The sequence below is a fragment of the Arthrobacter sp. GW822-FHT05G07 genome (assembly GCF_058799755.1).
In genome coordinates, this window is record NZ_JBXALT010000017.1 from 36353 (window position 1) to 62889 (window position 26537).

At 62.2% G+C, this 26537-nt stretch carries 28 protein-coding genes; 15 read left to right on the forward strand and 13 right to left on the reverse strand.

Features of this window, described 5'->3' with window-relative positions:
• The first annotated feature begins 11 nt into the window (after window positions 1–11).
• Entirely contained in the window at window positions 12–1130 is a 1119-nt protein-coding gene (locus tag AC1RJY_RS22930; RefSeq protein ID WP_014923033.1) for an EstA family serine hydrolase, read from the forward strand.
• 61 nt (window positions 1131–1191) lie between these two features.
• Here AC1RJY_RS22930 and AC1RJY_RS22935 read toward each other — a convergent pair whose 3' ends face one another.
• A complete protein-coding gene (locus AC1RJY_RS22935; RefSeq protein ID WP_498603612.1) occupies window positions 1192–1803 on the reverse strand; it encodes a TetR/AcrR family transcriptional regulator in 612 nt (203 codons plus the stop codon).
• Between the two features lie 103 nt (window positions 1804–1906).
• On the opposite strand from AC1RJY_RS22935, the gene AC1RJY_RS22940 reads away from it, so the two are divergent.
• Window positions 1907–2698 (forward strand): SDR family NAD(P)-dependent oxidoreductase, encoded by a 792-nt coding sequence (locus tag AC1RJY_RS22940; protein WP_014923031.1) that lies wholly within the window; start codon window positions 1907–1909, stop codon window positions 2696–2698.
• Window positions 2699–2799: 101 nt separating this feature from the next.
• Window positions 2800–3336, forward strand: a complete 537-nt coding sequence (locus AC1RJY_RS22945; RefSeq protein ID WP_043470773.1) for an HD domain-containing protein — start codon at window positions 2800–2802, stop codon at window positions 3334–3336.
• Window positions 3337–3362: 26 nt separating this feature from the next.
• On the opposite strand, the gene AC1RJY_RS22950 is transcribed toward AC1RJY_RS22945, so the two are convergent.
• Both AC1RJY_RS22950 and AC1RJY_RS22955 read right to left on the reverse strand, forming a co-directional pair.
• Window positions 3363–4607, reverse strand: a complete 1245-nt coding sequence (locus AC1RJY_RS22950; protein ID WP_210065628.1) for a low temperature requirement protein A — start codon at window positions 4605–4607, stop codon at window positions 3363–3365.
• 119 nt (window positions 4608–4726) lie between these two features.
• Window positions 4727–6025, reverse strand: a complete 1299-nt coding sequence (locus tag AC1RJY_RS22955) for an ATP-binding protein (protein WP_498603614.1) — start codon at window positions 6023–6025, stop codon at window positions 4727–4729.
• Between the two features lie 207 nt (window positions 6026–6232).
• Between AC1RJY_RS22955 and AC1RJY_RS22960 the strand changes: the two genes are divergently transcribed.
• Window positions 6233–7387 carry an FG-GAP repeat domain-containing protein gene (locus AC1RJY_RS22960; RefSeq protein WP_498603615.1) on the forward strand — a complete coding sequence of 385 codons (1155 nt, stop codon included), beginning with the start codon at window positions 6233–6235 and terminating at the stop codon, window positions 7385–7387.
• 67 nt (window positions 7388–7454) lie between these two features.
• Here the strand turns inward: AC1RJY_RS22960 and AC1RJY_RS22965 are convergent, their stop codons facing one another.
• A complete protein-coding gene (locus AC1RJY_RS22965; protein ID WP_498603617.1) occupies window positions 7455–8216 on the reverse strand; it encodes an SDR family NAD(P)-dependent oxidoreductase in 762 nt (253 codons plus the stop codon).
• Window positions 8217–8220: 4 nt separating this feature from the next.
• Window positions 8221–9129: a fumarylacetoacetate hydrolase family protein gene (locus AC1RJY_RS22970; protein WP_498603619.1), complete on the reverse strand. Its 909-nt coding sequence runs from the start codon at window positions 9127–9129 to the stop codon at window positions 8221–8223.
• A gap of 140 nt (window positions 9130–9269) precedes the next feature.
• On the opposite strand from AC1RJY_RS22970, the gene AC1RJY_RS22975 reads away from it, so the two are divergent.
• Genes AC1RJY_RS22975 through AC1RJY_RS22995 form a run of 5 tightly spaced genes read left to right on the forward strand, consistent with a single transcriptional unit; the run spans window position 9270 to window position 13982 of the window.
• Window positions 9270–10574 (forward strand): L-fuconate dehydratase, encoded by a 1305-nt coding sequence (locus AC1RJY_RS22975; protein ID WP_014923024.1) that lies wholly within the window; start codon window positions 9270–9272, stop codon window positions 10572–10574.
• A complete protein-coding gene (locus AC1RJY_RS22980) occupies window positions 10571–11878 on the forward strand; it encodes an alpha-L-fucosidase (protein ID WP_011776405.1) in 1308 nt (435 codons plus the stop codon). The genes AC1RJY_RS22975 and AC1RJY_RS22980 overlap by 4 nt, the downstream gene beginning before the upstream one ends.
• Window positions 11871–12185, forward strand: coding sequence for an L-rhamnose mutarotase (locus AC1RJY_RS22985; protein ID WP_011776404.1), 315 nt, complete (start codon window positions 11871–11873; stop codon window positions 12183–12185). Before AC1RJY_RS22980 ends, AC1RJY_RS22985 begins: the two co-directional genes overlap by 8 nt.
• On the forward strand, window positions 12182–13120 hold the full coding sequence (locus AC1RJY_RS22990; RefSeq protein WP_498603620.1) for an aldo/keto reductase: 939 nt from the start codon (window positions 12182–12184) through the stop codon (window positions 13118–13120). The genes AC1RJY_RS22985 and AC1RJY_RS22990 overlap by 4 nt, the downstream gene beginning before the upstream one ends.
• Window positions 13113–13982: an amidohydrolase family protein gene (locus AC1RJY_RS22995; protein ID WP_498603621.1), complete on the forward strand. Its 870-nt coding sequence runs from the start codon at window positions 13113–13115 to the stop codon at window positions 13980–13982. Before AC1RJY_RS22990 ends, AC1RJY_RS22995 begins: the two co-directional genes overlap by 8 nt.
• On the opposite strand, the gene AC1RJY_RS23000 is transcribed toward AC1RJY_RS22995, so the two are convergent.
• The 5 genes from AC1RJY_RS23000 to AC1RJY_RS23020 form a co-directional block, all read right to left on the reverse strand.
• Window positions 13979–14650, reverse strand: a complete 672-nt coding sequence (locus AC1RJY_RS23000; RefSeq protein ID WP_011776401.1) for a FadR/GntR family transcriptional regulator — start codon at window positions 14648–14650, stop codon at window positions 13979–13981. The genes AC1RJY_RS22995 and AC1RJY_RS23000 overlap by 4 nt on opposite strands.
• A gap of 136 nt (window positions 14651–14786) precedes the next feature.
• On the reverse strand, window positions 14787–16295 hold the full coding sequence (locus tag AC1RJY_RS23005; RefSeq protein ID WP_011776400.1) for an amino acid permease: 1509 nt from the start codon (window positions 16293–16295) through the stop codon (window positions 14787–14789).
• A 138-nt stretch (window positions 16296–16433) separates the two neighbouring features.
• On the reverse strand, window positions 16434–17849 hold the full coding sequence (locus AC1RJY_RS23010; protein WP_011776399.1) for an aspartate ammonia-lyase: 1416 nt from the start codon (window positions 17847–17849) through the stop codon (window positions 16434–16436).
• Window positions 17850–17862: 13 nt separating this feature from the next.
• On the reverse strand, window positions 17863–18912 hold the full coding sequence (locus AC1RJY_RS23015) for an asparaginase (RefSeq protein WP_085939264.1): 1050 nt from the start codon (window positions 18910–18912) through the stop codon (window positions 17863–17865).
• On the reverse strand, window positions 18909–19628 hold the full coding sequence (locus tag AC1RJY_RS23020) for a FadR/GntR family transcriptional regulator (protein WP_014923019.1): 720 nt from the start codon (window positions 19626–19628) through the stop codon (window positions 18909–18911). Before AC1RJY_RS23020 ends, AC1RJY_RS23015 begins: the two co-directional genes overlap by 4 nt.
• 104 nt (window positions 19629–19732) lie before the next feature.
• Between AC1RJY_RS23020 and AC1RJY_RS23025 the strand changes: the two genes are divergently transcribed.
• From AC1RJY_RS23025 to AC1RJY_RS23035, 3 genes are all read left to right on the forward strand, one after another.
• Window positions 19733–20239, forward strand: a complete 507-nt coding sequence (locus tag AC1RJY_RS23025) for a hypothetical protein (RefSeq protein WP_498603622.1) — start codon at window positions 19733–19735, stop codon at window positions 20237–20239.
• Window positions 20240–20333: 94 nt separating this feature from the next.
• Entirely contained in the window at window positions 20334–20939 is a 606-nt protein-coding gene (locus AC1RJY_RS23030; RefSeq protein WP_498603623.1) for a hypothetical protein, read from the forward strand.
• Between the two features lie 56 nt (window positions 20940–20995).
• On the forward strand, window positions 20996–21487 hold the full coding sequence (locus tag AC1RJY_RS23035; protein WP_011776394.1) for a DUF3817 domain-containing protein: 492 nt from the start codon (window positions 20996–20998) through the stop codon (window positions 21485–21487).
• A gap of 189 nt (window positions 21488–21676) precedes the next feature.
• On the opposite strand, the gene AC1RJY_RS23040 is transcribed toward AC1RJY_RS23035, so the two are convergent.
• The 3 genes from AC1RJY_RS23040 to AC1RJY_RS23050 all read right to left on the reverse strand — a co-directional run bounded on the left by AC1RJY_RS23040 (window position 21677) and on the right by AC1RJY_RS23050 (window position 23780).
• Window positions 21677–22450, reverse strand: coding sequence for a hypothetical protein (locus AC1RJY_RS23040; RefSeq protein WP_498603624.1), 774 nt, complete (start codon window positions 22448–22450; stop codon window positions 21677–21679).
• 161 nt (window positions 22451–22611) lie between these two features.
• Complete coding sequence (locus AC1RJY_RS23045; protein WP_498603626.1) at window positions 22612–23280, reverse strand: DUF6318 family protein; 669 nt, start codon at window positions 23278–23280, stop codon at window positions 22612–22614.
• A 119-nt stretch (window positions 23281–23399) separates the two neighbouring features.
• The gene (locus AC1RJY_RS23050) at window positions 23400–23780 is read right to left on the reverse strand and encodes an RNA-binding S4 domain-containing protein (RefSeq protein ID WP_250821396.1); all 381 of its coding nucleotides are present in this window, start codon (window positions 23778–23780) and stop codon (window positions 23400–23402) included.
• 325 nt (window positions 23781–24105) lie between these two features.
• On the opposite strand from AC1RJY_RS23050, the gene AC1RJY_RS23055 reads away from it, so the two are divergent.
• The 3 genes from AC1RJY_RS23055 to AC1RJY_RS23065 all read left to right on the forward strand — a co-directional run bounded on the left by AC1RJY_RS23055 (window position 24106) and on the right by AC1RJY_RS23065 (window position 26535).
• The gene (locus AC1RJY_RS23055) at window positions 24106–24261 is read left to right on the forward strand and encodes a hypothetical protein (RefSeq protein WP_011776391.1); all 156 of its coding nucleotides are present in this window, start codon (window positions 24106–24108) and stop codon (window positions 24259–24261) included.
• A gap of 138 nt (window positions 24262–24399) precedes the next feature.
• Window positions 24400–25266 (forward strand): arginase family protein, encoded by an 867-nt coding sequence (locus AC1RJY_RS23060; RefSeq protein WP_498603657.1) that lies wholly within the window; start codon window positions 24400–24402, stop codon window positions 25264–25266.
• A gap of 15 nt (window positions 25267–25281) precedes the next feature.
• Window positions 25282–26535, forward strand: a complete 1254-nt coding sequence (locus tag AC1RJY_RS23065; RefSeq protein WP_498603628.1) for a hypothetical protein — start codon at window positions 25282–25284, stop codon at window positions 26533–26535.
• Window positions 26536–26537: the final 2 nt, after the last annotated feature.

Sequence of the window (26537 nt, forward strand, 5' to 3'; positions counted from 1 at the left end):
AGGCTGTCTGGATGCATTCACAGGTGATCGCCCCAGGTTTCGAACCCGTCGCCGAACTCTTCGGCGTCTTCCTTGAGCAGGATCCGGACTACTCTGCGCAAGTGGCCGCGTATCACCGTGGCGTCAAAGTGCTGGACCTCAGCGGCGGCCCCCACATCCGCCCGGATTCAGTCACCGGCGTCTTCTCGTGTTCCAAAGGCATGGCCGGTTTGGTCATGGCGTTGCTCGTTCAGGACGGCGAACTGGACCTTGAAGCCGAGGTGGTCAAGTACTGGCCCGAGTTCGGCGTTGAAGGCAAGTCCTCCATCACGGTTGCGCAGCTGCTTTCGCACCGAGCGGGGCTCTTGGGAGTGGAAGGCGGCCTGACGCTCCACGAAGTCAACAACTCTGAGCTCGCAGCAGCCAAACTCGCCGAGCTGCCGCCCCTATGGAAGCCCGGTACCGCGTTCGGTTACCACGCGCTGACCATTGGCATCTTCATGGAAGAGCTGTGCCGGCGCATCACCGGCTCCACGCTGCAGGAGGTCTTCGAGCAGCGCATCCGTGCGGTGACTGGTGCGAACTTCTACCTTGGTTTGCCCGAGTCCGAAGAGTCCCGCTTCGCGCAGTTCCGCTGGGCGGCCGATCCGTCATGGCCTTGGGTAGACCCGGCCAGCCACTTTGGCCTGGCTGCCAACGCGGCAGTGGGCGACATCCTGGATCTGCCCAACATCCGGGAAGTCCGGGCTGCGGGCCTGAGCTCGGCGGCCGGCGTGGCCAGCGCGGAAGGCATGGCGCGGATCTACGCGGCGGCATTGACTGGCTTGGAGGGTAAATCCGCCATGCCGCCCCTCCTGACCGAGGAGACTATCCGGACGGTGTCGGCTGAGCAGGTGTTCGGAATCGATCGCGTTTTTGGTGAGACCGGATGCTTCGGCACCGTTTTCATGAAGTCCCACACCAGGATGCCGTTCGGCAGTTACCGCGCGTTCGGGCACGACGGCGCCAGCGCATCGTTGGGGTTCGCCGACCCTGTGTATGAACTCGGCTTTGGATATGTCCCGCAGACGGCTGAGCCTGGAGGGGTGGGCTGCCGTAACTTCCAGCTGAGCTCGGCAGTAAGGGAAGTTATCGCCGGTTTCGCGGCTTAGCTGAGCTGAGCGGCGCTGAGCTGCGCGGCGCTGAGCTGCGCGGCGCTGAGCTGGGCGGCGCTTAGTTGCGCTGCGCGGCCGGGACTCCGGCCGCCATGCCTGCCCACAGGGTATCGGTGGTGGCGGTGATGACGTCCTCCACTGACTTCCCGTCCAGCTGCCCGCCCGCTGCCAGAAGAGCCGCGCCGTGAAGGCTCACAAAGCACACCGTGGCCAGTTTTTCGGGGTCGCCGGCGGCCAGCGCGCCGGCTTTTTGCGCCTCGGCGATCATGGCTTGGGCCAGGTGTATTCCTTGCTCGCCGGTGCTTCGCAGTTCAACGCTGGAATCGGGGTGGTGCTTGGTGGAGTACATCACGGTCAGCAGGGCGGGATGCGCCACGGCAAAGTGGACGTAGGCCTTGCCAACACTCACGAAACGGCCTCTGAGGTCATCGCCGGATTGGGCGGCATTCTGGATGAGGCGGTTCATCGACTCAAAGCCGGCCAGTGCCATGGCATCGACCAGTGCCTGCTTGTCGCGGAAGTGCTTGGCCGGGGCGCCGTGACTGACATTAACATCGCGGGCCAGTTGCCGCAGGGAGAGTCCGTCCACGCCAGCTTCTTCAATGATTTCCATGGCGCGTTCCAGGAGGGCTTCCCTGAGTTTGCCGTGGTGGTAGGGCTGGTCAGTCATGCCATCAGTCTAGGTCAATGTAGTCATTGACAACAATGTAGTCACTGCCTACCATGTAGACAGCGACTACATTAGTCCCCGCCTCAACCGATGGGATTCAGCCATGACCATGACCTACGCAGGTACCACTGCCCTCATTACGGGTGCCAGCTCCGGCCTCGGCGCTGAGTTTGCAGGACAATTTGCTGCCCGTGGCTCCAACCTTGTTCTGGTGGCAAGGCGTGGAGACCGTCTGGAGGAGTTGGCTCAGGAATTGCGTTCCCGGCACGGTGTCACAGTGACCGTGCTCCCCAAGGACCTTGGCCTTGCAGGAGTGGGACGCGAGCTCTTCGACGAACTGGCCGGCCGCGGAATCTCCGTGGACACCTTGATCAACAACGCAGGCTTTGGCACCCACGGTCCCTTGATTGAGGAAGACCCGGAGACCATTGCGTCTGAGATTTCCTTGAACGTGGCCGCCCTCGTGGACATTACCCGGGCCTTCCTGCCGGAACTGCTCGCCTCCGGGAAGGGAGCATTGGTGAACGTAGCCAGCACTGCCGCGTTCCAACCCATTCCCGGCATGGCCGTTTACGGCGCAACCAAGGCCTTCGTCCTCAGCTTCACCGAAGCCGTGGCCCACGAAACCAAAAAGTCCGGACTTAACGTCCTGGCCCTTTGCCCCGGTGCAACAAGAACAGAATTCTTCGATGTGCTCGGCGGTGACTCCGCAGCAGTGGGCAAGATGCAGACCTCTGCACAGGTTGTGGGCACTGCTCTCAAGGCCCTCGACCGCAAGGACACACCCGGCAGCGTGGTCTCGGGCTGGGTTAACCGCGTTGCGGCCGGATTCGCGCAGCGTCTGCCCAGGGCCGTCACCGTCGCCATCGCTGCACGCGCTGTACAGGACTGGTAGGACGGGCAGGAAAGGTAGCTCGGTGCCGAGGCTCCGAAACAGCGGATAGCCTGAAGGTGAGGACCGATCCCCGTCGGTCCCTCTTCAAGCCGGAGGCCAGCATGACCCAACCACGCTTTACCGTAGAGACAGCCCAGGTTTTGGCCGAGGTGGCTCACAACCGGCAGAAGGACAAGCTCAAACGACCCTATCGGGAGCACGTTCTGGCCGTGGGGGATGCGCTCGCCGACTTTGACGAAGACATCCAGATCGCTGGCTACCTTCACGACATCGCTGAAGACACGCCCATCACCCGGCAAGCCCTGCTGGAAATGGGGGTGTCCGAACGGGCGGTAGACATCATCGAACGTGTCACCCGCCGCTTCCACGAGGACCCGGACGATTACGACGCCGGCATCCGTTTCGTTGCGGAGGACCACGACGCAACGTTGGTGAAGATCGCCGACAACGCCCACAACTCGCTGCCCGAGAGGGTCAAAGCGCTGGCCGAGAAGTGGCCGGACAAGCCGCCGGTAACCCGCTACGCCGATGCCCGCCCGGTGCTGTACACGGCCGTTCCCCGCGAAGAGGTCCGGATGATCCTGGAACGGATCAACCCATACTTGCTCCGGGAACTGGACGAGATCGTCCCTGAGTAGACCTCGCAACGCAAGGGGTTGCCTCTTTAGCCAGCGGCGGTTTCCAAACGCCGGAGAGCAGCTGCGCGGCCTTTGTGCCCGCGTCGTTCGTCGTACGCGATGGACAAACCCATCACCAGCATCATGACTAGCATGCAGATCGGTACGGATGCACCTGCCGCGGCCAGCGCAATGGTCGCAGCCAGGCCAAGGACCACCAGTGCGGAACTCCAGATAAGGTCGCGATCCGGACCCAACATGATGCAGTAAAGGGTGGTGAGCGAGGCCTTGAACAGGATGACCGGGACGGCGATGGAGGCCACGGCAGCGGCCGCCGGGATATGTGTCTCATGATCGATGAAGTACGCAGCGACGTGAAGTCCCGCCCCTGTAGCCGCGATGGCTGCGAAGACCGGCATGTGGCCATAGCCAAACACCCATGAGCGATGCCGCTGGACGTGGAGCGCCGGGCCTGAGGGCAGGATGAAGTAGATCCACCACATAGCGAAGGCGAGCCCGGTTCCACTCAAGCCCACCAGGGCGGCGTCCAAGGACCAACTGTGTGTGGCAACAATCGCCCGGAGTGTTTCGATGGCACCAATCAAGCATTCACCCAAGGCGATGATGGCAAGCAGGCCGTAGCGCTCTGCGATGTGGTGCGCATGCCAGGGCGTGCGGATCTTGCGTTCCGCGAAGTAGGGAGTCGCCATCTCCAGGATGAACAGCGGAGCAGCCAGGAGGAACGTTGTGAGGACATCGGTTTCGATCACCAACGCGATGACCCAGCCAACCTGCACAATTGCCAGGTACTTCGCGTAACGGAGGCATGTCTCGCGGCGTTCCGGGTCTTGGCGGGCGGCGCGCAGCCACTGGAAGATTAGAGCTACGCGCATGATGATGTAGCCGATGAGGATGGCCACGTTGTTGACATGATCCCCTTCCACAATCGAGTGGAACATCGGCTCAATGCCCATGGCCAGGATGAGGACGCCAACCATCTGGATCATGGTGACCACCCTGAACACCCAGTCATCGGTGTCGTAGGCGCTGGCGAACCAGGTGAAGTTAATCCAGGCCCAAATCACCGCGAACATGGCGAAGCCAAAGCCCAGAAGGCCCGCCCCGAAATGCGCTTCCGCCACAGCGTGCGCGAACTGGCTGCCGGCAACACCGAAGGCAATAACGAACGTCAGGTCGAAGAACAGTTCAAGCGGGGTGGCGGTGCGGTGTTTTTCGTGGGGATCGCGGCCGCCCATGCGGGAGAGCGCATGGCGAAGGGGATTCGAGGACATGGCTCAAAGATTACCGCCGCCGCCGAGATCGCCGGAATATGTCCAGATCGACTGGAACGTTCCGGCGATCGCGCAGGGTTCCAGCGACCCCGCACGGTTCCAGCGAGTTCAGGGAAAAACTACACGCGCCCCAGCACGTCGATGTCTTCCAGGAAATCCTGGTGCACTTCGGGGCTCACCGTCGTGCGGGTGTCACCGATTGCGTCGAGGTAATCCTGGGTGACCGGCCCCTTACGCCCGTCGGACGCAAGACCGGAGCCGTCGTCGTCGTACACTGCTTTTTCCAGAGCCCGCTGGGAGGCGCTGCGGGCAGCGAACTCGATGTCCGCCGGCGAGAAGCCCTCGGTCCGTTCCACCAGCTGGGCGATATCAACCGAGTCCACCACCGTGGCGGGGATAAACCGCTGCCACATTGCTTCGCGGGCGTGCACGTCGGGGAGCCCGATGGGGATGACGTAGTCGAATCGGCCGTGGCGCAGGAACGCGGTATCCAGGGCGCGGATGAAGTTGGTGGCGCACACCAGCAACCGGCCGGGCTGTTCACGGAAGGCCGGGATGATCTTGAGGAGTTCATTGGTGACGCCCTGCAGCGGCGACGGCGGATCACCGGCACGCTGCGACGCGATCTCCTCTACTTCGTCGATGAACACCACAGCATGTTCCAGCTCGGCGATTTCCAGGAACGTTTCGCGGAGCGCACCGGCCAAGCCCTTGGGGTCGGAGGCCAATCGGGACGGGAAGACCTCCACGAACGGCCACTCCAGGCGCGACGCGATGGCCTTGGCGAAGGTGGTTTTGCCGGTGCCCGGAGGACCGAAAAGTACCACGGCCCTGGGCGGTACAACTCCGTATTCGTCGGCGAGGTCGGCCTCAGCCAGCGGGAGAACCAGCCGCCGTTCCAGCAGCTCCTTCTCACGACGCATGCCGGCCACGTTCTCCCATAGATCCCGAGCCAGGATGCGCCCGCCCAACAGCCCCAATGCGCCAAGCTCCTGCCGCTGCACGGGGATGGTCCGCTCAAAGTAGCGGAGGTTCTTCTTCACCACGAACCCGCGCCCCAGGAACGCTTCCACCCTCGTTTCGGTTTCCGGCATCAGTGCGGAGAGTTTGTTGAGCCCGTGTGGGGCCATGCGGTTCTCGACGGCGGACAGCAGCGAAGTGCCGATGCCGCGGCCGCGGAACTCCGTCAGCGTCGCCAGAAAAACGATCCAGCCTTGATCGTGCGCTGCTCGACCGACGGCGGCACCCACTACCTGGTCACCTTGGACCGCCACCACGGCGTGGTCCTTCTCGCAGGACGCCAGGACCTCGGACAACGCGTACACCGGTTCCACGCCGTCAGCCTTGAGTGACTCCCAGAGGTGCAGGATGCCGTCCAAGTCGGACGAGTGGAAGTCCCTGATGCGCCAGTTGGTCATGGCTGTATCTCCTGAGTCTGCTAAGTGAGTCGCCGTTGATTCCTTGGAGTTGAGCATAGGCGAACGACCGCTGCCGGACGTTGCGGGCCCGTTGCGTTACGAAGCAACGCACGACGGCGGCCTGTCGGCGCGCGCGTTCGCTCCGGCGTCGTACCTCCCACCTAAGATGAGCGCAACACCGGTTGTGGTGCACCGTGAAGGAGAGTTGTGGGCTGGTTTTCCGGGAAGTCGATGGTCACGAGCAGTGCCGCGGGGGTGCTCGCGGCAATGCTTTTGAGCACCACGCTGATGCCGTCCGCGCATGCGGTGGATGGGGAGGACTTCAGCATCCAAGGCCCGGCATTTGTGGGCTCTGGGCTGTCAGTCAAGGGTGCCTACGAGTACTTCTCCGCGTGTGACCCGAATGCGCAGCCGAGCTACTCCGTCCAGTGGCTTCGTGATGGACAGCCGGTATACCCCGAGCCGAACTTCTCGCAGTTTTATGACCTGGACATCGAAGACGTTGGGAGCCGCATCTCTGCCGTGGTGACGGGATCGAATGCCTGTGAACCTGCGCAAGTTGTTGTCCCGGAGTCCGACGTCGTCCGGAGCCAACCGATGCGTGCCGAGGGGTTCACCGGGAGGGGTGTCTTTGAGTTGCTGGGACGCCGCCATGATGGAGCCCTGCTGCTGTACCCGGGCCAGGATGGTGCACAGGGCTGGAAGCCACCACAGCTCATCGGCCCGAATTGGGGCTCGTACACGCGGATTATCGGCGGCGGGGACCTCACCAGCGACGGTAAGACCGAGCTCCTGACCACTGACGGATCAGGGAGGCTGTGGATGTTCTGGGGTCGCGGCGATGGCACGTTTCCGTCCAATGCCTATCCATCCGAGATCGGCTGGGGGTGGAATGCGATGGACAAAGTGGTGGGGCCCGGAGACTTCGACGGCGATGGATATAACGACCTCCTGGCAACCGAGCCCAACGGGAACCTCTACCTGTATCCGAAGGCCGCACGGGGTTGGACTCCCCGGGTACACGTTGGCCAGGGCTGGAACGTGATGGACCTGCTCATCACTCCAGGCGATTTCAACGGTGACGGCACAGTGGACATCCTCGCCAAGGACAAGGTAGGCAGACTGTTCCTGTACGGCGGGAACGGCAGGGGCGGGTGGCTGTCTCCCCGACTCGTTGGCCAGGGCTGGAATGCCCTGAGCAAGATCGGAAGCGCCGGGGACTTCAACCGTGATGGCTTCAATGATGTCCACGGCGTCAACAGCGCCGGTGAGCTGCTGATGTACTACGGCGATGGACGCGGTGGTTGGAAAGGCGTCGAAACCGTCGGATGGGGCTGGAACATCTTCAACGCGCTCTACTGATCCAGCCCCTCACCCGTCCCTACGGAACTGGCTCCCTACTGAACTGGCCCCCTACGGAACTGGCCCCCTACGGAACTGGCCGCAACCGCAGTCCCTGCATGCCGCCGTCGACCGCCAGCGAGGTTCCCGTCGTCGACCCGGACAGCGGGCTCGCCAGGTAGGCGACGGCGCCGGCTACTTCAGCGGGGTCCACCATCCGGCCGTGCGGTTGGCGGGCGTTGAGTGCAGCGCGCTCGCCAGCGGGGTCAACGGCTGAATCGAGCAACCGACCAACCCACGGAGTGTCTACGGTGCCGGGGTTCACGCAGTTCACGCGGATGCCCTCCCGGACGTGGTCCGCTGCCATGGCGAGTGTCAGCGACAAGACTGCACCCTTCGACGCCGAGTACAGAGCACGCTGCGGGAGTCCGGCCGTCGCCGCGATGGAACAGGTGTTCACTATCGCGGCCGCCGGAGACTCGCGGAGGTGCGGCAGTGCTGCGCGGCTGACGCGGGCGATTCCCACCACGTTGACGTTGAGGACACGCAGCCACTCGTCGTCGTCGTTCGCGGCAATGTCACCCTGCGCGCCGATGCCTGCGTTGTTGATCACGATGTCCAGACGGCCGAACTGCTGTACAACGCGCTCGACGGCGGTACGCACCGAGGCGTCGTCGGCAACGTTGCACTGCACTCCAAAGTGCGGGCTGGTTTCGGGAGCCAGGTCCAGGACCGCCACCTTCGCGCCCCCGGCCGCGAGACGGTCTGCGATGGCTGCCCCGATGCCGGAGGCACCGCCGGTAACGAGTGCTGTGAGGCCTTCGAAGTCGTTGCCCACCGAGCTCGCCATGGCTTTAGGCGTAGATGTGGGCGGTTGCACCGGTCTGCGCACCGGTCTGCGCGCGGAAGTACTCTTGCCGTTGGCGGCCGAGGCCTTCGATTTCCAGTTCAACCACATCGCCGGGCTGAATGAAGGGGAAGCGACCGGACAGTGCCACACCCTCAGGAGTGCCCGTGATGATCACGTCGCCCGGCTCCAGGACCATGTACTGGCTGAGGTGGTGCACGATCGTGGCGGGGTCGAAGATCATGTCCGAGGTACTGGAATCCTGGCGGCCCTCACCGTTGACCAAGGTCTGCAGACGAAGGTTGCCGGCCTCGATGTCCGCGGCCGGAACCAGCCACGGTCCCAAGGGAGTGGACCCGGGAAGGGATTTGCCTTTGGTCCACTGTCCCGCAGCGCCGGGGATCTGGTAGTCGCGCTCGGAAAGATCGTTGGCAACCGCGTATCCGGCGATGCACGCTTCAGCTTCGTCAACGGTGGAAAGGTATGACGCTTCCTTGCCGATCACGATTGCCAGTTCCACCTCCCAGTCGTACTTTTCAGAAGACGGCGGGATGGGGGCGGCGTCGAACGGGCCAGCGATGGTGTTGCTTGGCTTCAGGAATACGACGGGAACTTCGGGCGGCGTGGCGCCGGATTCGGCTGCGTGTGCGGTGTAGTTGAGCCCGATGGCTACCACTGCACCCGGGCGGGCGACGGGGGCGCCGATGCGCACAGCTTCGGGCGAAATTTCGGGGAGTTCCCCTTTGTTCAGGGCTTCGCGGGTGCGTTCGATGCCGTCCGAGGCGAGGAAACCGCCGTCGATGTCGTTGGTCAGGGCCGTGAGGCTGAAGTACTTCTCAGCACCGTGGGCGTCCTGGGCGATGACGGCCGGTTGTTCGTTTCCGGCCGTACCCAGCCTGGCGAATTTCAAGGTCATGGCTTCCTCCGTGCGTTCGGGACTAACATCCGAGCTCTAGTGTGATGTTTTCACCCATAATACGGAAATGTGACCCATTGACAAGGTAGACATCGGATGTTTAGGCTCGGTGGTGAATCGTGACGCACTTCAGGAGCCGCATGAGCATCATCACCGCAGTGGATACGTTTGATATCCGCTTCCCAACATCCCTTGAACTGGACGGCTCGGATGCCATGAATCCGGACCCGGACTATTCAGCTGCCTACCTGATCATCCGCACAGATGCCGGGGACGGGCATGAGGGCCACGGCTTCGTGTTCACCATAGGGCGTGGCAATGAAGTGGAAACCGCAGCACTTGATGCACTGCGTGGGCACATCCTTGGCCGGGACGTTGAGACACTGCTGGATGACATGGGCGCCACGTGGAAGCTGCTGGCCCACGACTCCCAACTCCGCTGGCTGGGTCCCGAGAAGGGCGTCATGCATATGGCTATCGGCGCCGTGGTCAATGCGCTGTGGGATTTGAAGGCCAAACGTGCGGGCCTGCCGCTGTGGGAGTTGCTCGCCGGCATGACCCCCGAAGAGCTGGTAGCGCTCGTCGACTTCCGCTACCTCACGGACGCGCTCACTCCGGACGAAGCTCTCACCATCCTTCGCACCGCTCAACCCGGAAGGGAAACCCGCGCAGCGGCACTTCGCGCTGAGGGTTACCCCGCGTACACCACGACGCCGGGGTGGCTGGGTTACAGCGACGAGAAACTGACGCGGCTGGCCAAGGAAGCTGTGGCTGACGGATTTGCCCAGATCAAGCTCAAAGTCGGTGCGTCCTTGGAGGACGACATCCGCCGCGTTCGAACTGCACGCGCTGCCGTGGGTCCCGACATCAAGATCGCGGTGGATGCCAACCAGCGCTGGGATGTCCAACAAGCCATCGACTGGATGGCCCACCTCGCCCCGTACCACATCGCCTGGATCGAAGAGCCCACCAGCCCGGACGACATCCTGGGACATGCCGCCATCGCCCGCGGAGTAGCGCCCATTCCCGTGGCCACCGGGGAACACGTCCAGAACCGGGTGGTGTTCAAACAGATGCTCCAAGCTGGTTCGCTTCAGGTCTTGCAGATTGACGCCGCCCGGGTAGCGGGGGTGAACGAGAACATCGCCATTCTTCTCCTCGCTGCCAAGTTCGGCGTGAGGGTCTGTCCGCACGCCGGTGGTGTTGGGCTGTGCGAGGCAGTGCAGCACCTGTCCATGTTCGACTACATCGCTGTATCCGGGACCAAAGAGGGCCGGACCATCGAGTTCGTGGACCACCTCCACGAACACTTCATCACGCCCGTTGTAGTCCACGACGGCGCCTACTGGCCGCCTGCCGCGCCAGGTGCAGGAAACGAAATGCTCCGTGAAACACTGGCCGCGTACAGCTTTCCGAACGGCCCCATCTGGAAGGAACCCCGTTGATCCAGCACGCACCCTGGTTTGAAGAGGCCCGTTTTGGAATGTTCGTTCATTGGGGCATCTACGCCCTGCCCGCACGGCATGAGTGGGTCATGAACATCGAGGAAACTACGGTGGAGGAGTACTCCAAGTACTTCCAGCGCTTCGATCCCGATCTATACGACCCCCGGGAATGGGCCCGTGCCGCCCGGGACGCCGGTATGAAGTACGTGGTCCTGACCACCAAGCACCATGACGGCTTCTGCCTGTGGGATTCAGCCCTCACGGACTACAAAGCCACCAACACACCCGCTGGCCGCGACCTGATCGCGCCCTATGTGGAAGCACTCCGGGCCGAGGGGCTGAAGGTCGGCTTCTATCACTCGCTCATCGACTGGCACCACCCCGACTTCACCGTTGACGGGGTACACCCGCAACGTAACGCGGACGACGTCGAAAGCTTGAACGCGGGACGCGACATGGCGCGCTACCGCGAGTACCTGCACGGTCAGGTGCGTGAACTCCTGAGCAACTACGGGACCATCGACTACCTCTTCTTCGACTTCTCTTACTCCGGGACCAGCATCACGGAATTTTGGGGCGGGAAGGGCCGCAAGGATTGGGATTCGGAGGCGTTGCTCGCAATGGTGCGCGAGCTGCAGCCCGGGATAGTGGTCAACGACCGCTTGGACATCCCGGGGGACGTAGTGACGCCTGAGCAATACCAGCCCACCGAGCCCATGATGCGCGACGGCGTTTCCGTCACCTGGGAAGCCTGCCAAACCCTCAACGGGAGCTGGGGGTATGACAGGGACAATCTGAACTACAAATCCGTGGACCTGCTCATCCGCATGCTGGTGGACGGGGTATCCAATGGAGGAAACCTGCTGCTCAATGTGGGACCCACCGGCCGAGGCAGCATCGATCCGCGTGCCCTGTCTTCCTTGGAGGGTATCGGTGCTTGGATGAAGCTACATTCCCGTGCGATTTACGGTGCAGGGGCGTCCCGGTTCACGGCGCCTCCTGACGCCCGCTACACCCAGCGCGGCGACCGGCTGTATGTGCACCTCTTCGCATGGCCGTTCGAGTACATCCATCTGCCGGACCTTGCCGGGAAGGTTGAGTACGCCCAGTTGCTGAACGACGCGTCCGAGGTGTTCCTCAAGGAAGTCGATCCGGACCAACAGGCATTCAACACCATCCCCGGAGGCCAACCGCCAGGAACCCTGACCATCAAGCTGCCAGTGCAGCGGCCGGACGTCGCCGTACCTGTGCTGGAACTGTTCCTGAAGCAGACGGCTGCGGATCCCGGGGCCGTGAATGGTTGAGAGCATCGCCCTCCACACAAGGCTCAAGCCAGGGACCGAAGAAGCATACGCTGACGCCCACGCGCACATACCGGCTGAGCTAGTGACAGCGCTCAAGGAGGCAGGCGTGCGGAACTGGCGTATCTGGCGCAGCGGGCTCGATCTCTTCCACGTAGTGGACGTCGACAATTACCAAAAAATGCGGCATGCGCTCGCCGACCATCCGGCCAACGTGCCATGGCAGGCCAGCATGGCTGAACTTTTGGAAGTCCAGGACGATTACTCAGGGGAGGATGCGGGTATCCAGAAGGTATGGGAACTGCCATGAACTCACTCAACCTCGGCAAGCTGGGCTTCGGCGGAGCAGGCATCGGAAACCTCTACCGGGCCATCCCGGACGGGGAGGCGCTCGCAACTGTCCTGGCCGCCTGGGACGCCGGCATCCGCTACTTCGACACCGCACCCCACTACGGCCTGGGCCTGTCCGAGCAGAGACTGGGGGCCGTCCTCCGGGATAAGCCCAGAGAAGAGTTCGTCATTTCCACCAAAGTAGGCCGGCTACTGGAACCCAACTCCACAGGCGGCCAGGACCCCGAGGGCTTCGACGTCCCCGCCCTCACCCAACGCGTGTGGGACTTCTCCGAGAAGGGCGTCCGGCGCAGCATCGAGGACTCCCTGGAACGGCTCGGCCTGGACCACGTGGACATCGTCTACCTCCACGATCCAGACGTCCACGATCTCCACGCCGGAATCTCCCAAGGTCTCCCGGCCTTGGAGAAGTTGCGCTCTGAGGGTGTGGTCCGGGCAATCGGTGTGGGCATCAACTCCGCCGAGGCTGCCTTGGAATGCGTCGAAGCCGCAGACCTGGACCTCGTGATGCTCGCCGGACGTTACACCCTGCTTGAGCAGCCCAGCGTCCCGCTCCTTGAACGCTGTGCGGAGCGCCGCACCGGCGTCGTCAGTGTTGGCGCCTACAACTCGGGCCTCCTGGCCCGGCCCGAAGTCCCGGACGACGCACACTACAACTATGATCAGGCGCCGCCCGACGTGCTGGAACGGGCACGGGCGCTCGCGGCGATCTGCCGCGACTTTGCTGTGGAACTTCCGACGGCGGCGCTGCAGTTCCCGCTGCGGCATCCGGCAGTGGTGAACGTGACAGCCGGGGCGACTTCTCCTGAACAGGTGGCCACCAACGCGGCCCGCATGGAGGCGCCCGTCCCGGCAGAGCTGTGGAACGCGCTGGAGGCAGCCGGCCGTGATTGATTCGCACCTGCATCTGTGGACCCTGGACACCTTCGTCACCGGCGGTGTGCGCCACTACCCGTGGCTTGGTCCGCAGCACGGTGAGCTCTACCGCAGCTTCGGCGAGGACGAGGCACGCGAGACGTTGGATGCTGCAGGGGTCAGGGGAGCCGTGCTGGTGCAGGCCGACGACACGGTTGCCGACACCGAGAGCATGTTGGCCGTCGCAGCACGGAATCCCTGGGTGTTCGGAGTGGTTGGCTGGATCAGGTTGGATGAGCCTGCTGAAGCTGCCGAACACTTGCACCGTTTCACAGCCCAGTCGGTCTTCAAGGGCGTGCGGCATCTGGTGCATGACGATCCCCGGGATGATTTCCTGGACCTTCCTCCGGTCCGGGCGTCGCTGGCGCTGGTGGCGCGGCGCGGCCTCACCTTGGACATACCGGATGCGTACCCGCGGCACCTAAGTTCTGCGGTCCGACTGGCCCGTGAGATGCCGGAACTGACAGTGGTGCTGGATCACTTGGGAAAGCCACCGCTGGCTGACCCTCAGCTCATGGAGTCGTGGCGCGCCGACTTCAGCGCGCTTGGGCGGGAACCGAACTCGGTGGCCAAGCTTTCCGGGCTGCATCTGCCAGGCACTGAATACACCGCGGATGCGTTGCGGCCGCTGTTCGAATCAGCGTTGGAGGCTTTCGGGCCGGAGCGTTTAATGATCGGCTGTGACTGGCCAGTGAGTACCCTCGGGGCACCCTATGGCCGGACACTGGATGTTCTGCTGGAACTCGTGTCTTCCTTGAGTCCCTCAGAGCAGGACCTGGTGCTCGAGGAGACTGCCATCCGGACGTACGGTTTGGCGGTTACCCCCGTGACCGAGGACTAGAGAGCCTGCCGCAGCCAGTTCTCCACGCCACTGATGTGCACGGTGACAAGGGCCCGCACCAGTTCGGCGTCACCCCTTTCCAGGGCGTCCGCGATGGCACGGTGTTCAGCCAGGGTGTGCGCCACAGCTTTCTCCTGCGTCAGCCCACGCCAGATCCGGGCACGCACAGTGCTGCTGGACAGGGCTTCCAGGAGGCTCCCGAGGTAGTCGTTTCCCGCGGCCTCGGTAATGATGCTGTGGAATTCCAGGTCATGGGCCACGAGTTCCTCGACGTCCGTGTTCTCGTCGATGCCGTCCATGGTGGCGCGGAGGGCCGACATCTCGTCCGGCGTGATTTTGCCCGCTGCCAGGTGGGCCGTTGCGGGCTCCAAAATTCGCCGAACCTCGAAGAGCTCCAGGATGGATCGGTCCTGATGCAGGTCCACCACAAACGCCACGGCTTCGTTGAGCAGTTTTGCATCGAGGCTTGTGACGTACGTGCCATCTCCGCGGCGGACGTCCAGCACGCGGATCAACTCCAAGGCCTTCACGGCTTCGCGCAACGAACTCCTTGAAAGGCCGAGCCGTTCGCTCAGTTCCTTTTCCGGCGGGAGTCGGTCGCCGGCCTTGAGTTCGCCGCGGATCAGCATGTCTTTGATCTTGCTGATCGCCTCGTCTGTGACAGCCATGGACCAATAGTAGCCACGAATGATCGGATGTCTGTTTCCGCCGCGTCCTCACCCAGGTGGGGCGTTAACCAACGACGGCGGCACCCGGGTTCCGATGGTACGGAACCCGGGTGCCGCCGTCGGGCTGTCGCTTCTGTTACTTGTCGCCGCCAGGCAAGGGGCGGTTGGCGATGACCGGTGCGCTGCCGGTGTAGCCGTCGCGGGTGGCGGCAAGCTCATGGATTTGCTTGCGGCACAGGAACCAGCCCCAGACCATAAGTCCACAGGCAATCGCGGTGACCAGCATGGTCAACGGAGATTCGATGAACACCATGATCAGCACGGCCGCCAGGAAGATCAAGGACAACCAGCCGGTGTAGGGGGCTCCGAACAAGCGGAAGGACGGTCGCTTCAGCCAGCCCTTGTCGGCCCAGCGCTTGAGCTGCATCTGGCAGAGGACGATGGTGGCCCACGTGACGATGATGCCCACGGAAGCGACGTTCAGGACGATCTCGAAGGCGTCGGACGGAACAAGGTAGTTCAGCGGAACGCCCAGGAGAGAAACGCCGGCAGTGATGGCGATGCCACCGTAGGGCACGCCTGCCTTGTTCATGCGCTGAGCGAACTTCGGGGCCGAGCCGGCCACGGACATTGAGCGTAGGATGCGGCCCGTGGAGTAGAGCCCGGCGTTCAGCGAAGACAGTGCTGCGGTGAGCACCACAAGGTTCATGATGACGTCCACGCCCTCCACACCAATGGAACCGAAGAACGTCACGAACGGGCTGACGCCCTTCTCGTAAGAGGTGTACGGCAACAGGAGGGCCAGCAGAATCACGGAGCCCACGTAGAAGAGGGCGATGCGGATGACCACGGAGTTGATGGCCTTAGGCATGATTTTCTCGGGGTTGGCGGTTTCGCCGGCTGCCGTGCCGATGAGTTCAATCGAAGCGTAAGCGAAGAGCACACCCTGCATGAGGATGATCATTGGCAGGACGCCGTTCGGGAACACCCCGCCGTTGTCCGCGATGAGGCTGAAGCCGACTTCCTGGCCCTCAACCGGGGTACCGAAGACGACGAAGTAGGTGCCCACCAGGAGGAAGGCCACCAGCGCGGCCACCTTGATCAGCGCGAACCAGAACTCCATTTCACCGAAGACCTTCACGGAAACCAGGTTGAGGCAGAGCACTACAACCAAGGCAATGAGCGCCCACGCCCACTGCGGAACGGCCCCTATCCAAGCGACGTATTTGCCGAAGAACTCCATGTAGAGCGCCGCTGCGGTGATGTCCACGATGGTGGTGGTGGCCCAGTTGATCCAGTAGAACCAGCCCGAAACGAAGGCTGCCTTTTCGCCGTAGAACTCACGGGCGTAGGAAACAAAGGAACCCGACGACGGGCGGTGCAGAACCAGTTCGCCGAGGGCGCGGAGGATCAGGAAAGCGAAGAAACCACAGATTGCGTAGGCGATAACGAGGGAGGGACCAGCTGCGTTGAGTCGGCCGCCGGCGCCCAGGAACAGGCCCGTGCCGATTGCGCCGCCGATCGCGATCATCTGGATCTGGCGCGGCTTGAGGTCCTTGTGATAGCCGGAGTCCTCCTTGTGGAGGGCTTTCTCGCTGGCGTGCGCTTGGGCCGGGACCGTGTGGTCCGTAATGGGGTTGGTCATTGGAATCCTTAGGGGTGTCCTGTTGGGGGTGTCCTGGTCGCGTCCGGTGGGGGTTCCGGGCACGCCGAACAAAGCCTCGTGGGGGTAAGCCTTATGGGGCGAGACGGCTGGTTGGAGCGTTTACAGGCCAGTTTCGGCCTATTTGCTCAGATTTGCCAGACGTTCGGGGCTAAGCAGTTCCTCAAGCTGGGCGGCGGTCAGGAGACCATGCTCCAACACGAGTTCTGCAACGCCCTTGCCCGTTGCCAGCGCTTCCTGGGCGATAGCGGTGGCGGAGGCGTAACCGATATGTGGGTTCAATGCCGTGACGAGACCGATCGACTGCTCCACGGTAAGCCGTAGCCGTTCGGTGTTTGCAGTGATGCCCCGGACGCAGCGCGCCGTAAGGGTGCGGCACGCTGCTTCCAGGTGGGAGATGCTCTTGTGCAGGCTGTGCACAATGATTGGTTCGAAGGCGTTCAGCTGAAGCTGGCCGGCCTCCGCGGCCATGGTGACGGTGACATCGTTGCCGATGACTTCATACGCCACCTGGCTGACCACTTCCGGGATCACCGGATTGATCTTGCCGGGCATGATCGACGAGCCGGACTGTACGGCCGGAAGGTTGATCTCGCCCAAACCCGCACGCGGTCCGGAGGACAGCAGGCGGAGGTCATTACAAATCTTGGAGAGTTTTACTGCCACGCGCTTCAGCACGCCGGACAAGTGAACAAACGCGCCCACATCCTGCGTGGCCTCAATGAGGTCAGCAGCGGTGAGCAGGGGAAGGCCTGTGATTTCGGCCAAGTGGCGGCAGGCAGCTTCGGCGTAACCGGCCGGAGCGTTCAAGCCCGTGCCGATAGCCGTGGCACCAAGGTTGATTTCGTGGATCAGCATGTGGGACTCGTCCAAACGCGCCCGGTCCTCGCCGATGGTCACGGCGTAGCCGCCGAACTCCTGGCCAAGGGTCATGGGGACCGCGTCCTGCAGCTGCGTCCGTCCCATCTTCACCACGGTCCGGAATTCCCGGCCCTTCTCAGCGAAAGCCACCTCGAGTTCTTCGAGGGCTTCCAGGAGTTCCTTGACGGAGAAGATCGTGGCGAGGTTCACCGCCGTCGGGTAGACATCGTTGGTGGACTGGCTCAGGTTCACGTGGTCATTCGGGTGCAGTTTGGAGTACTCGCCCTTGGGGTAGCCCAGGATCTCCAGCGCACGGTTGGCTATGACCTCGTTGGCGTTCATGTTGGAGCTGGTGCCCGCGCCGCCCTGAATCACATCAACCATGAACTGGTCATGGAGCATGCCGTCCATGATGTCCTGGCAAGCCTGCTCGATGGCACCTGCCTTTTCGGCATCCAGGAGGCCGAGCTCATGATTGGTGCGAGCGGCGGCCTGCTTTACCGCGGCCAGGCCCCTGACCAGGTGCTTGTTGGTGGAAAGGGGCTGCCCGGTAATGGGGAAGTTCTCGATAGCGCGGAGGGTATGGACGCCCCAATAGGCATCCGCGGGGACATCGCGGTCTCCCAAGAGGTCGTGTTCGGAACGGAGGGGGATCGCCTGATCGACGGTGGTCATAGCTGTCCTTGGTTTAGTTGCTGAAAATTTGGGCTGCACGGAGCTCGCCGACCGGAAGGCCGCCACCCAGCACAGGTGCGCTTTGAAGCGTGTCCAAGCTGCCGCCGTCGACGCCCAACCGGCGCAGTACCTCAACGGTGACGGGCATGCGGGCGCGATCGCCGCCGTCGGAAATCTTGACCGCCAGTCCGGTGCCATTCGGGAGGCCCACCAGCTGGAGGCCTTCGAAGCCGTCCTTCGCCAGCAAACCGGGGACCGCACGCATGAGGGCGGTGACGTCGCGGCCCTCGCCGGCCACCATCTGCGGGTATCGGCGCATGGCATGGGCAACCTGGCCCTCGTCCGTGCCTTCGTCGGCAGCGGCGAGGCGGCCGTATGCGCGCGCCATCCCACGAAGGGAGTGGGCGAACAACGGTGTCCCGCAGCCATCAGTGCTGACTGCCGCGGCTTCCTCGCCCGTCAGTTCCGTGATGGTGTCGCGGACGAGCACCTGCAGCGGGTGCTCGGGATGCAAGTACTCCTCCACAGGCCAGCCGTTGATGACGCAGACGGCCGTCATGGAAGCGTGCTTGCCGGAGCAGTTCTGGGCTATTTGGGTTGGGCCGTTACCTTGGCGGAGCCACTCTTCGCGTTCAGCCACGCCATAGGGGAGGTCCGTGCTGTTACCGAGGGCCGCTTCGGTGAGGCCGTGCAGCTTCAGGATCTCGGTGGCGCCATCCCGGTGCATTTGGGCGCCGGAATGGCTGGCCGCGGTCAATGCCAGAAGATCCTGGGGGATATCCAACCCCGCTTTGAGCAGCGCAACAGCCTGCAACGGCTTCAGGCTTGAGCGGGGATACATGGGGGCATCCGGCTCCCCGGCTTGGACTGCGGTGCTGCCATCGGCGTTGAGCGCAATCAGCGAGCCGTAATGGATGCTCTCCACCAGGCCGTCGCGGGTCACCTCTACGAGGGGGACGTGGTGGGGCGTCTTGATGTGCTGCGCCGTTGCGGGCGCGGGCGCGGCGTTGTGGGCCGGTGCTTCGGGGACGGGCATGGTGGCTGTGTCCTTTGGGTGGGTCATTTGCTGAGGATCGTGTCCAGTGCCACGCTAACGGCCTGCAGGTGAGCGGCCATCGCTTTGCTTGCGGCTTCGGAGTCGCCGGCTTCGATTGCGTTAAGCACGGCGACGTGTTCCTCGTCCGAGCGGTGTTGCCGGTCAGCGACGAGGTTCAAAGTTTCGGATTGGTGGGCCAGAGCTTCACGGATATCAGAGACGACGCTGGCGAACACCCTGTTTCCGCTGGCCCGGGCAACGGCCGAGTGGAAGCTGGCGTCCAGGTTCACCCAAGCTTCGGGATCGTTCTCGGTGAGCATTTCCTGGACGATGTCCTTGAGGTGCTCCAGTTCCTCCTCCGTGCGGCGCTGGGCGGCGAGTCCGGCTGCCGGAATCTCAATGTGCGGGCGTGCCTCGTTGAGATCCCGCGCACTGTACTGACCCAAGGTAAGGTCGTTAGCAACCTTGTTGGCCACAATGAATGTGCCCTTGCCTGTTTTGGTTACCGTAAGGCCCAAGGTGTTGCAGGACCTCAGTGCTTCCCTGATGACGGAGCGGCTTACGCCGTACTGGCCTGCCAGCGTCGCTTCGGAGCTCAGCTTGGTGCCGATATCGAACTGGCCGCCCTCAATGGCACGCCGGAGGGCCGCAAAGACCGCTTCGGCTGCGGAGATGCGTGAGATGGGCGTATGCCCACCCTGGGGTCCTTGCTGTCCGGCTGTCCGGCTGTCTGACAGGTTCACATTTTGAATATGGCACGGGTCACAAGAGCGTGTCAACGCTGAAAGGTTTGCTTCAGGCTTTGGCGTCTTTCGGCCGGTCGCCGCGTGGTCCCGCACAATGGACCATGCTCTTCACCAAAAAGTCGCTCACCGAGGAAGGGTTCACCGGCTTCCGGCCCCTCGACGAACTCGACCCCATGCGGATTCCCCAAGGACCCGGCATCTTCGTGATCCTCCGCCCCGCGGATTTCGAGCCGGCGTTACTTAACAAGAGCACTGCCGGGACGTTCAAGAAGAAGGACCCCTCGCTCAAGCGCGAAGCCCTGGAATCCGAATGGATTCCGGACGCTTCGGTGCTGTACCTCGGCAAGGCCAGCGCCGGTAGCCAAGGCAACCGGGGGCTCCGCAAGCAGATACAAGAGTTCATGGACTACGGCCGCGGGCGGCCAACCGTCGTCTGGGACGCCCGGCTCATCTGGCAACTCCGCGATGCCCTGGACCTGATCGTTGCCTGGAAAGAACTCCCGGCAACCGACGTCAATGCAGCCGAGGCTGCCTATCACGCAGATTTCGTTTCCGCTTTCGGGCGGCTTCCGTTTGCGAACCTGGTTCAGGCCCGCTCCAAGAAGTAAGAACCTGACACCCCCGCCAAAACAGGCCGACGGCGGAACTTGCTTCCCGCCGTCGGCCTGCCGCTCGCCTAAATTCCGGCGCATAATGTCATCCATGACGGCCCTCGTCCCCGCTGGAAACACACTGCATAGACCTCGGATCACGGTGGAGGTGCCTGTCCTCCGCGTCGGGGCAGGGACATCGGACTACGAAGGATTGAACCGGTTCGTCGATTCCCTCCGCAAACCGCAGAGCCTCCACATGACCCTTCTGCATGTCGGCATTTTGGACGATCTCGGCAGCGACATCGTTGCGTGGACCAAGGGTCTGTCGGCGCCAGAGAAAGTGCTTCCCGAGATCGCCAGTTGGTTGACAGAGCTGCCGGCGTTGCAGGGCTTTTTGGGGAAATCGGACAAACTCATCCCTCTGGGCGGTGGGCGCCTCATGGGTCTCGAGGTTGACGTGCCGCAGGAGGTCCACGACTACCAGGCACTCTTGGTGCAAGGGCTACACGTACTTTTCGACGACCTCGGCCTCGACAACATCGACGACTTCATCCTGAGCTCGCCCGCGCTTGGTTACAAGTCACCGCGGTGGTTGCCCCATATCGCTGTAGGCAAGGCGAGATCCCGGCACGAGTCACCTATGGACATTGCTCCTGTGGCCATCGAGTTCGGCGACTCGCGCATCCGGAACGGGGAGACGCTGCCATTGCCGTAACGCTGCGAGGCCTTTGCCGTGACATGAGGGAAGTTCTACAGCCGGTAAAATAGGGTGTGACTCCCGTTTTCTACCTGAGGACTTCCATGCAGCCCCGCACTTTGTTCCGTACCGTTGCTTTCGCCGAGGCCGTGACATGGACGCTGTTGTTGATCGGGCTGTTCCTTAAGTACGTCACGCGCACCACCGACGTTGGGGTGAGCATTGCCGGAGGCATCCACGGTTTCGTGTTCCTTTGCTACGCGGCGACAGCTGCGTTCACGTGGATCAACCAGAAGTGGTCAACTCGAACGGGCTTGCTTGCTATCGCTTCCGCCGTTATCCCCTATGCCACCATCCCCATGGAGAAGTCTCTGGACCGCCGCGGCCTCCTCGCTGGCGACTGGCGCTTGACCGCTGGAGGAGAGGCACCCCGAGGCGGATTTGAGAAAGCCCAGGCCTGGGTTCTTCGTAACCCGATTCTTGCCGTAGTTGTCACCCTGGTCGCCGTGGGCGCAGTGTTCAGCTTCCTGCTGTTCATGGGTCCTCCAGGTACCTGGTTCTCCTAAGTTTCGGCAGGCGAAAAGCATCGGTTCTTCGGAACTGATGCTTTTCTTCACTTAAGGCGAAGGATCCCTGCTTTCATGGGCCGCAACCACCCACTTTGAATCGTGGGTGGTCTCGAGGCGCCGTCTTTATGGTGTGTCGCCAGGATGCGGCGATCAAAGTGGGTGGTGGCGGTACGTGGCGCCGTCTGCCTATCTGGTTTCTGTGCCGGGGCAGCCCCAGGAGTTGGGGTTTTCTTGGCAGGTGTCGGCGACGAGTGCTTTTTCTGTTTTCCAGACGTGGATTGTTTTGGTGGGTGTGGTGATGTCCAGGGTGCCGTTGATGGGTAGTGGTGGGCCGTTGTTGACCGAGTAAGTGCCGGTGAAGCTGGTGGTGAGGGCGGCTTGGTAGTTGCCGGTGTCTGTGTAGGTGTGGCTGGTGCGGGTTTGGTTGTTGAGCCATTCGGTTTCGGGGATGGTGTAGCCGGCGGCGGGTGTGGGTCCGAGGGTGGTGCCGTCTCCGTAGGTGTAGGTGTAGCTGGTGGGTGTGGCGGTCAGGTGGACTGCTTGGCCGAGGATGGTGAGGTCGAAGGTTTGGTCTGCGGCGGTGGCGTAGAAGTTGGTGGGTCCGCCTTTGAGGGTGTGGGGGAAGGGCTGGGCTTCGAGGTTTCCGGGGTTGACGGGGAGTTGGCGGAAGTCGTTCAGGATCCGGGCGGCGATGTTGGCCAGGACGTTCTCGGGTTGGGGGTCGTAGAGGCAGGTGGGGCCGCTGACAGGGATCCAGTCGGTCCAGCCCGGGTTGGTGATGGCTTTGGGTGCCTCCTTCCAGATGACCGGAGTGCCTTCCTCGCCTGCGGGTGTGGTTGCCGGGCAGTCGAGGGCGTCGCAGCCCGGGTCTTTAGTGTCGGGGCCGTCGGCGCGGCAGTGGGTATCGGCCATGTACTGATTGGGGTCCTCGGCTGCGGTGGTTAGATTCGTGGAAGGCATACCCGTCGTTGGGTTTATGGTGAACTCTGCGCCGACCGAAATGGAGCGATCAGTAAATCCGGTGCCTGGGCTTGGTGAGTTGGCAGCCCATGAAGGCGCCGGGTAAAGCGATACCGAAACGAGTAAGATACCCACGGCTACCAATCGGGCAGATAGAGAACTCATCTAATGACCCCAAGATCTGTTGCAGACCACGCCCCATTGGCAAACTCACCAAAGAAGGCGGCCGCGTCATTAATCGCGGGCGTCGGCTCTCTACCATTCGAACCATCTGCATTTTTATACAGGATCTGGTCCTGCAGCACCTGCACTCTCGCGGTTTGCGTTAGGGCCGAGGACTCCCACAGGACTTCGATTACAGGTGTCCGATACCTTCCGCCGACAAGCCATCGGCCCTCTGTGTAGTTTGTCGCGACGTTCGACAGGAGATCTGTGCAGAGCAAGCAGCTAGACCGAGACAACTCGCTGGCTCTGGAGACATCGCCGGTTTCGTACGCGTAACTAAGCACCTGGAACCAGTACCCAATGAACGCCTCCAGCCCTGCCTCCGAGTTCTCCTTCGCCAGCTCCGGCATCACGGGAACGGGCACGTTCTGTGCTTTCCCCGTCGCGTCGGCGGGCTTGTACACAGGGGAGGCAGACGGAGTAGCCGACGCTGCCGGAACCGAGACGCTTGAGGTAGGCGCCGCCGTCGTCGGGTTGGATTCTGAAGGTGTGACGCCCGGTGTGGAGCCGCTCGCGCAGCCGCTCAGAAGCATCAGAACGCCGACTCCCACTACCCCCGTTCGGATACGAACAGAAGGAAAAGTGGCAAACGACGGTAGTGACATGGAAAGCTCCCCAGCAGCAGTTCGGCGGTGTGCCGGTCAGTCTAGGCCGGGGGCGGAGCAGGATTCATGTCAGAAAAGTCGGCCTGTGGATAAGTGCATAGAGCAGCTCATCTCTACACCTAGCCCCGCAGTTTCTCCATGTCCCGTCGGTCCTTCTTGGTGGGTCGGCCGGTGCCGCGGTCTCGCTGGGGGAGGCCGAGCTTGGGGGCTACGGGACGCGGGGGAGTGTGGTCTGTGAAGCAGTGGGAAGCGGCTTCGGCGCCGACACGTTTGGCGATGAGACGCCGTACCTCAAGGATCCGCTCCCAGCCTGACTCCCGGACCCGGATGGTGTCTCCAATGATCACGCTCTGCGACGCCTTGACCGGGTTCCCGTTGATCCGGATGTGCCCTGCTCGGCAGGCGGCCGTGGCAGCGGAACGGGTCTTATACGCGCGGATCGCCCACAGCCAAGCGTCGACTCGGACGTTGGCCGGGGACGATGACGGGATGCTCATCATTGAATTGTCGCCGATAACCGGGATGTGTGCACGGCAGACCCAGTTTTCAGGCACCAGTGGCCCTCTTGAGTGCCCGCATAGCGGGGCGTCCATCAATTTGACTTGCACAATTTGAACTTTCCTGCATCTGCAATTGTTTTGACCAGACGGCACTTGACTTGATTTCAAAATGCACTTGATATAAGGCGATAAAGTTGATTTAGAAATCCCTCTGGAGCCCTGTTTTGGGCGGAATGCGTGTGTTAGCGTGTTCACGTACTGATCAGTACGTATTGCTGGAGTTCAATCAATATCTGATTGGCAATTTTAATTGGAGGGGAATTAAATGACTGAAAAGAACTACGAGAAGAGCCCTGCTTTCTTCCGTGCGGCAACTCCGGGCATCTTCTTCGAAGAAGAATTTGGTACCGAAGCTGCGACCGAAGGTCTTGTGGCCGTTCAGTCGATTGATGCTGAACTCGAAGCTATCCTGGCCAAGTAATTTGGTGGGCCGGTTGGGTTAGCGCCCAACCGGCCCATTGCCGCCCTATTGACACGGAACGTGATGCTTAGAAAACCACCGCGCGGGTTTGCCGGACTTGCCGTCGGCGCGGACCCGCGCGACCTTGGTAGTGCCCGTGTGGCAATTCTGGGAGTGGCATCCTCAGCAGGCTCTCCACACGACGGTGCAGAAAACGGCCCGGCGTTTGTTCGGGCTGCTTCCCGCCGTTATACCTGGGGCTACCCGGATGGTTGCCTGATGAACGCGGAGACTCGTCGAACGGACTTCGCTGCCGTTGATCTGGGGGACATCGTTCCGGTCGGGTCCTCTGCCCAGGAAGTGGCGGAAGAGATCGGAAGTGTCGTCGCCGACCTCGATTCCCGTTCTGTGCCATGCGTCATCGGGGGTGACCACAGCATTACTGCCGGAGTCATCAGCGGTCTCATAGCCAGGGGAACTGCGCCCGCCCGGGTGATTCAGTTCGACCAGCACTTGGACATACAACTGTGGGAACCGGTGACATCTAAGCCCTTGGATCCACTGTTCAACACCAACGTCATCTCCCATGTGGGCGAGCAACTGGGTCGGCGGAGTGTGCTGCAGGTAGGAATCGATCCCTTTATCGCAATCAGCGCGTCGTCGTCTGCAGAAGTATCAGGGCGCCTGGACGTGAGCGCGGGCATTATTCCTGTGACCTCCCCGCTGCTGCGGGACGAACCGGGGCTGGTAGAGGCGCTCGGCTCTGAGGTGCCCACCTACGTTTCGATTGACGTTGATGTCATCCAACAGGCCCAAATGGGTTCCACGGGATACCCTGCGCACATTGGAATGGATACGGCCGACCTCATAAGGGTCCTGGATGTGGTTCTTCGCAATAATCCCATCGTCGGTTTGGACATTGTGGAGTTCAGTGCCGCCCGGGAAGCGCGGGAGCCGGCCGTCCTAGCGGATGCCATGCGCGCCGCGGACCTGCTGATGGGTGCAATTTCACGCTTGACGTCCTGAAATGAGGAGCACGCATTGATATCACGTATTAACCATGCCAAATCCATCAGCAAAGCTTTGAATATTTCCGAGATTGCCGGATGGGACCGCTGGAACTCTTTCACAGAAACAATCATCGGATTTGATTTGCCCTCGCAGCAGGACGAGATCGTGGAATTTTCCCTCGAGAACGTGGCTGCGTTCACAGCCACCGTCCCGGGCGACTACTACTATCCGATAGGGCAGGTTTTTGAGCCGGATGTTGTTCGAGAGGTGTGCGACCTCCACGGGCTCGACTACGAAGACGTGACGATGCTTCGTACTCACGGCGGTGAACGCGTGAGTGAGCTCCAGGAGCGTTTGGACCGCGTTGAGTCGATGGATGACCCTGACGTTGTGGTCCTGGCCAGTGCCCTGGTCACCCTGTCTCGGTTCGAGCTTGCAAGTAGCGTGTTGACGCGGGCAGGTGATCGTGGAGCCCGTTTCCAGTTTGAGGCCGCACTGCTTCGGTACATCATTGGAAACCGCACCCAAGGACGTGGGCTGGACGTGAACCTCATGTCAGAGGTTCGCAGGACTGCAGCATCCCAGGAGGTCCCGGCCCACCGCTTGCTCGACGCTTGCAGCATTGCCGTGGTCTGGTATTTGAAGGGTGTCGGAGTCACTAAAGAAGATTTCGAGTGGTTCGCCAGGACAGGAAACACGGTGGTTCTGGAGCACGGAAAGAAGATACCTGCCGTTTCGACGTCGGCCTGGTACCGCGGCGTGGCGATGATTCCCGCTGAGATCGGTGACGTTTCCCGCACCCGTGCACTGATGAATGAAGCCGCCGTTTCAGCTCAGAGGGCCATGGAAGACAGCGACGCTCCCTTCGCCCGGAATCTGCATAAGACTTACCTTGAGTCCTCCGTCAAAGAACATCTCTACGTCTCACGTGACGAGGAGAAGGCGCTTCAAGCCGCCAAGGACCTGGTCGCTTGGGATCCGCTATGGTCAGTCAGCGCTGGTGAGTACGCAGATGTGCTCGCAGCCTTTGGAAAGTCCGAGTTGGCAGCAGAAACCTATGATCGTGCGACCTCTCTGGGGGCTCCATACGTGACCCACCACCTACGCAAAGCAGCGCAGCAGTACGCCAAGGCAGGAATGACCCACAGAGCGATAGCCCGGTACCTGGTCCTCGCCAGCATGCTCCCGGATCCATCCGAGGTGTTGGCCACGGTAGACAACATGCTGGACAACAACACCCATGCAACGCTGATGGCTGTGCGGCAGCAGTTGGCAGCAAGCTGAGC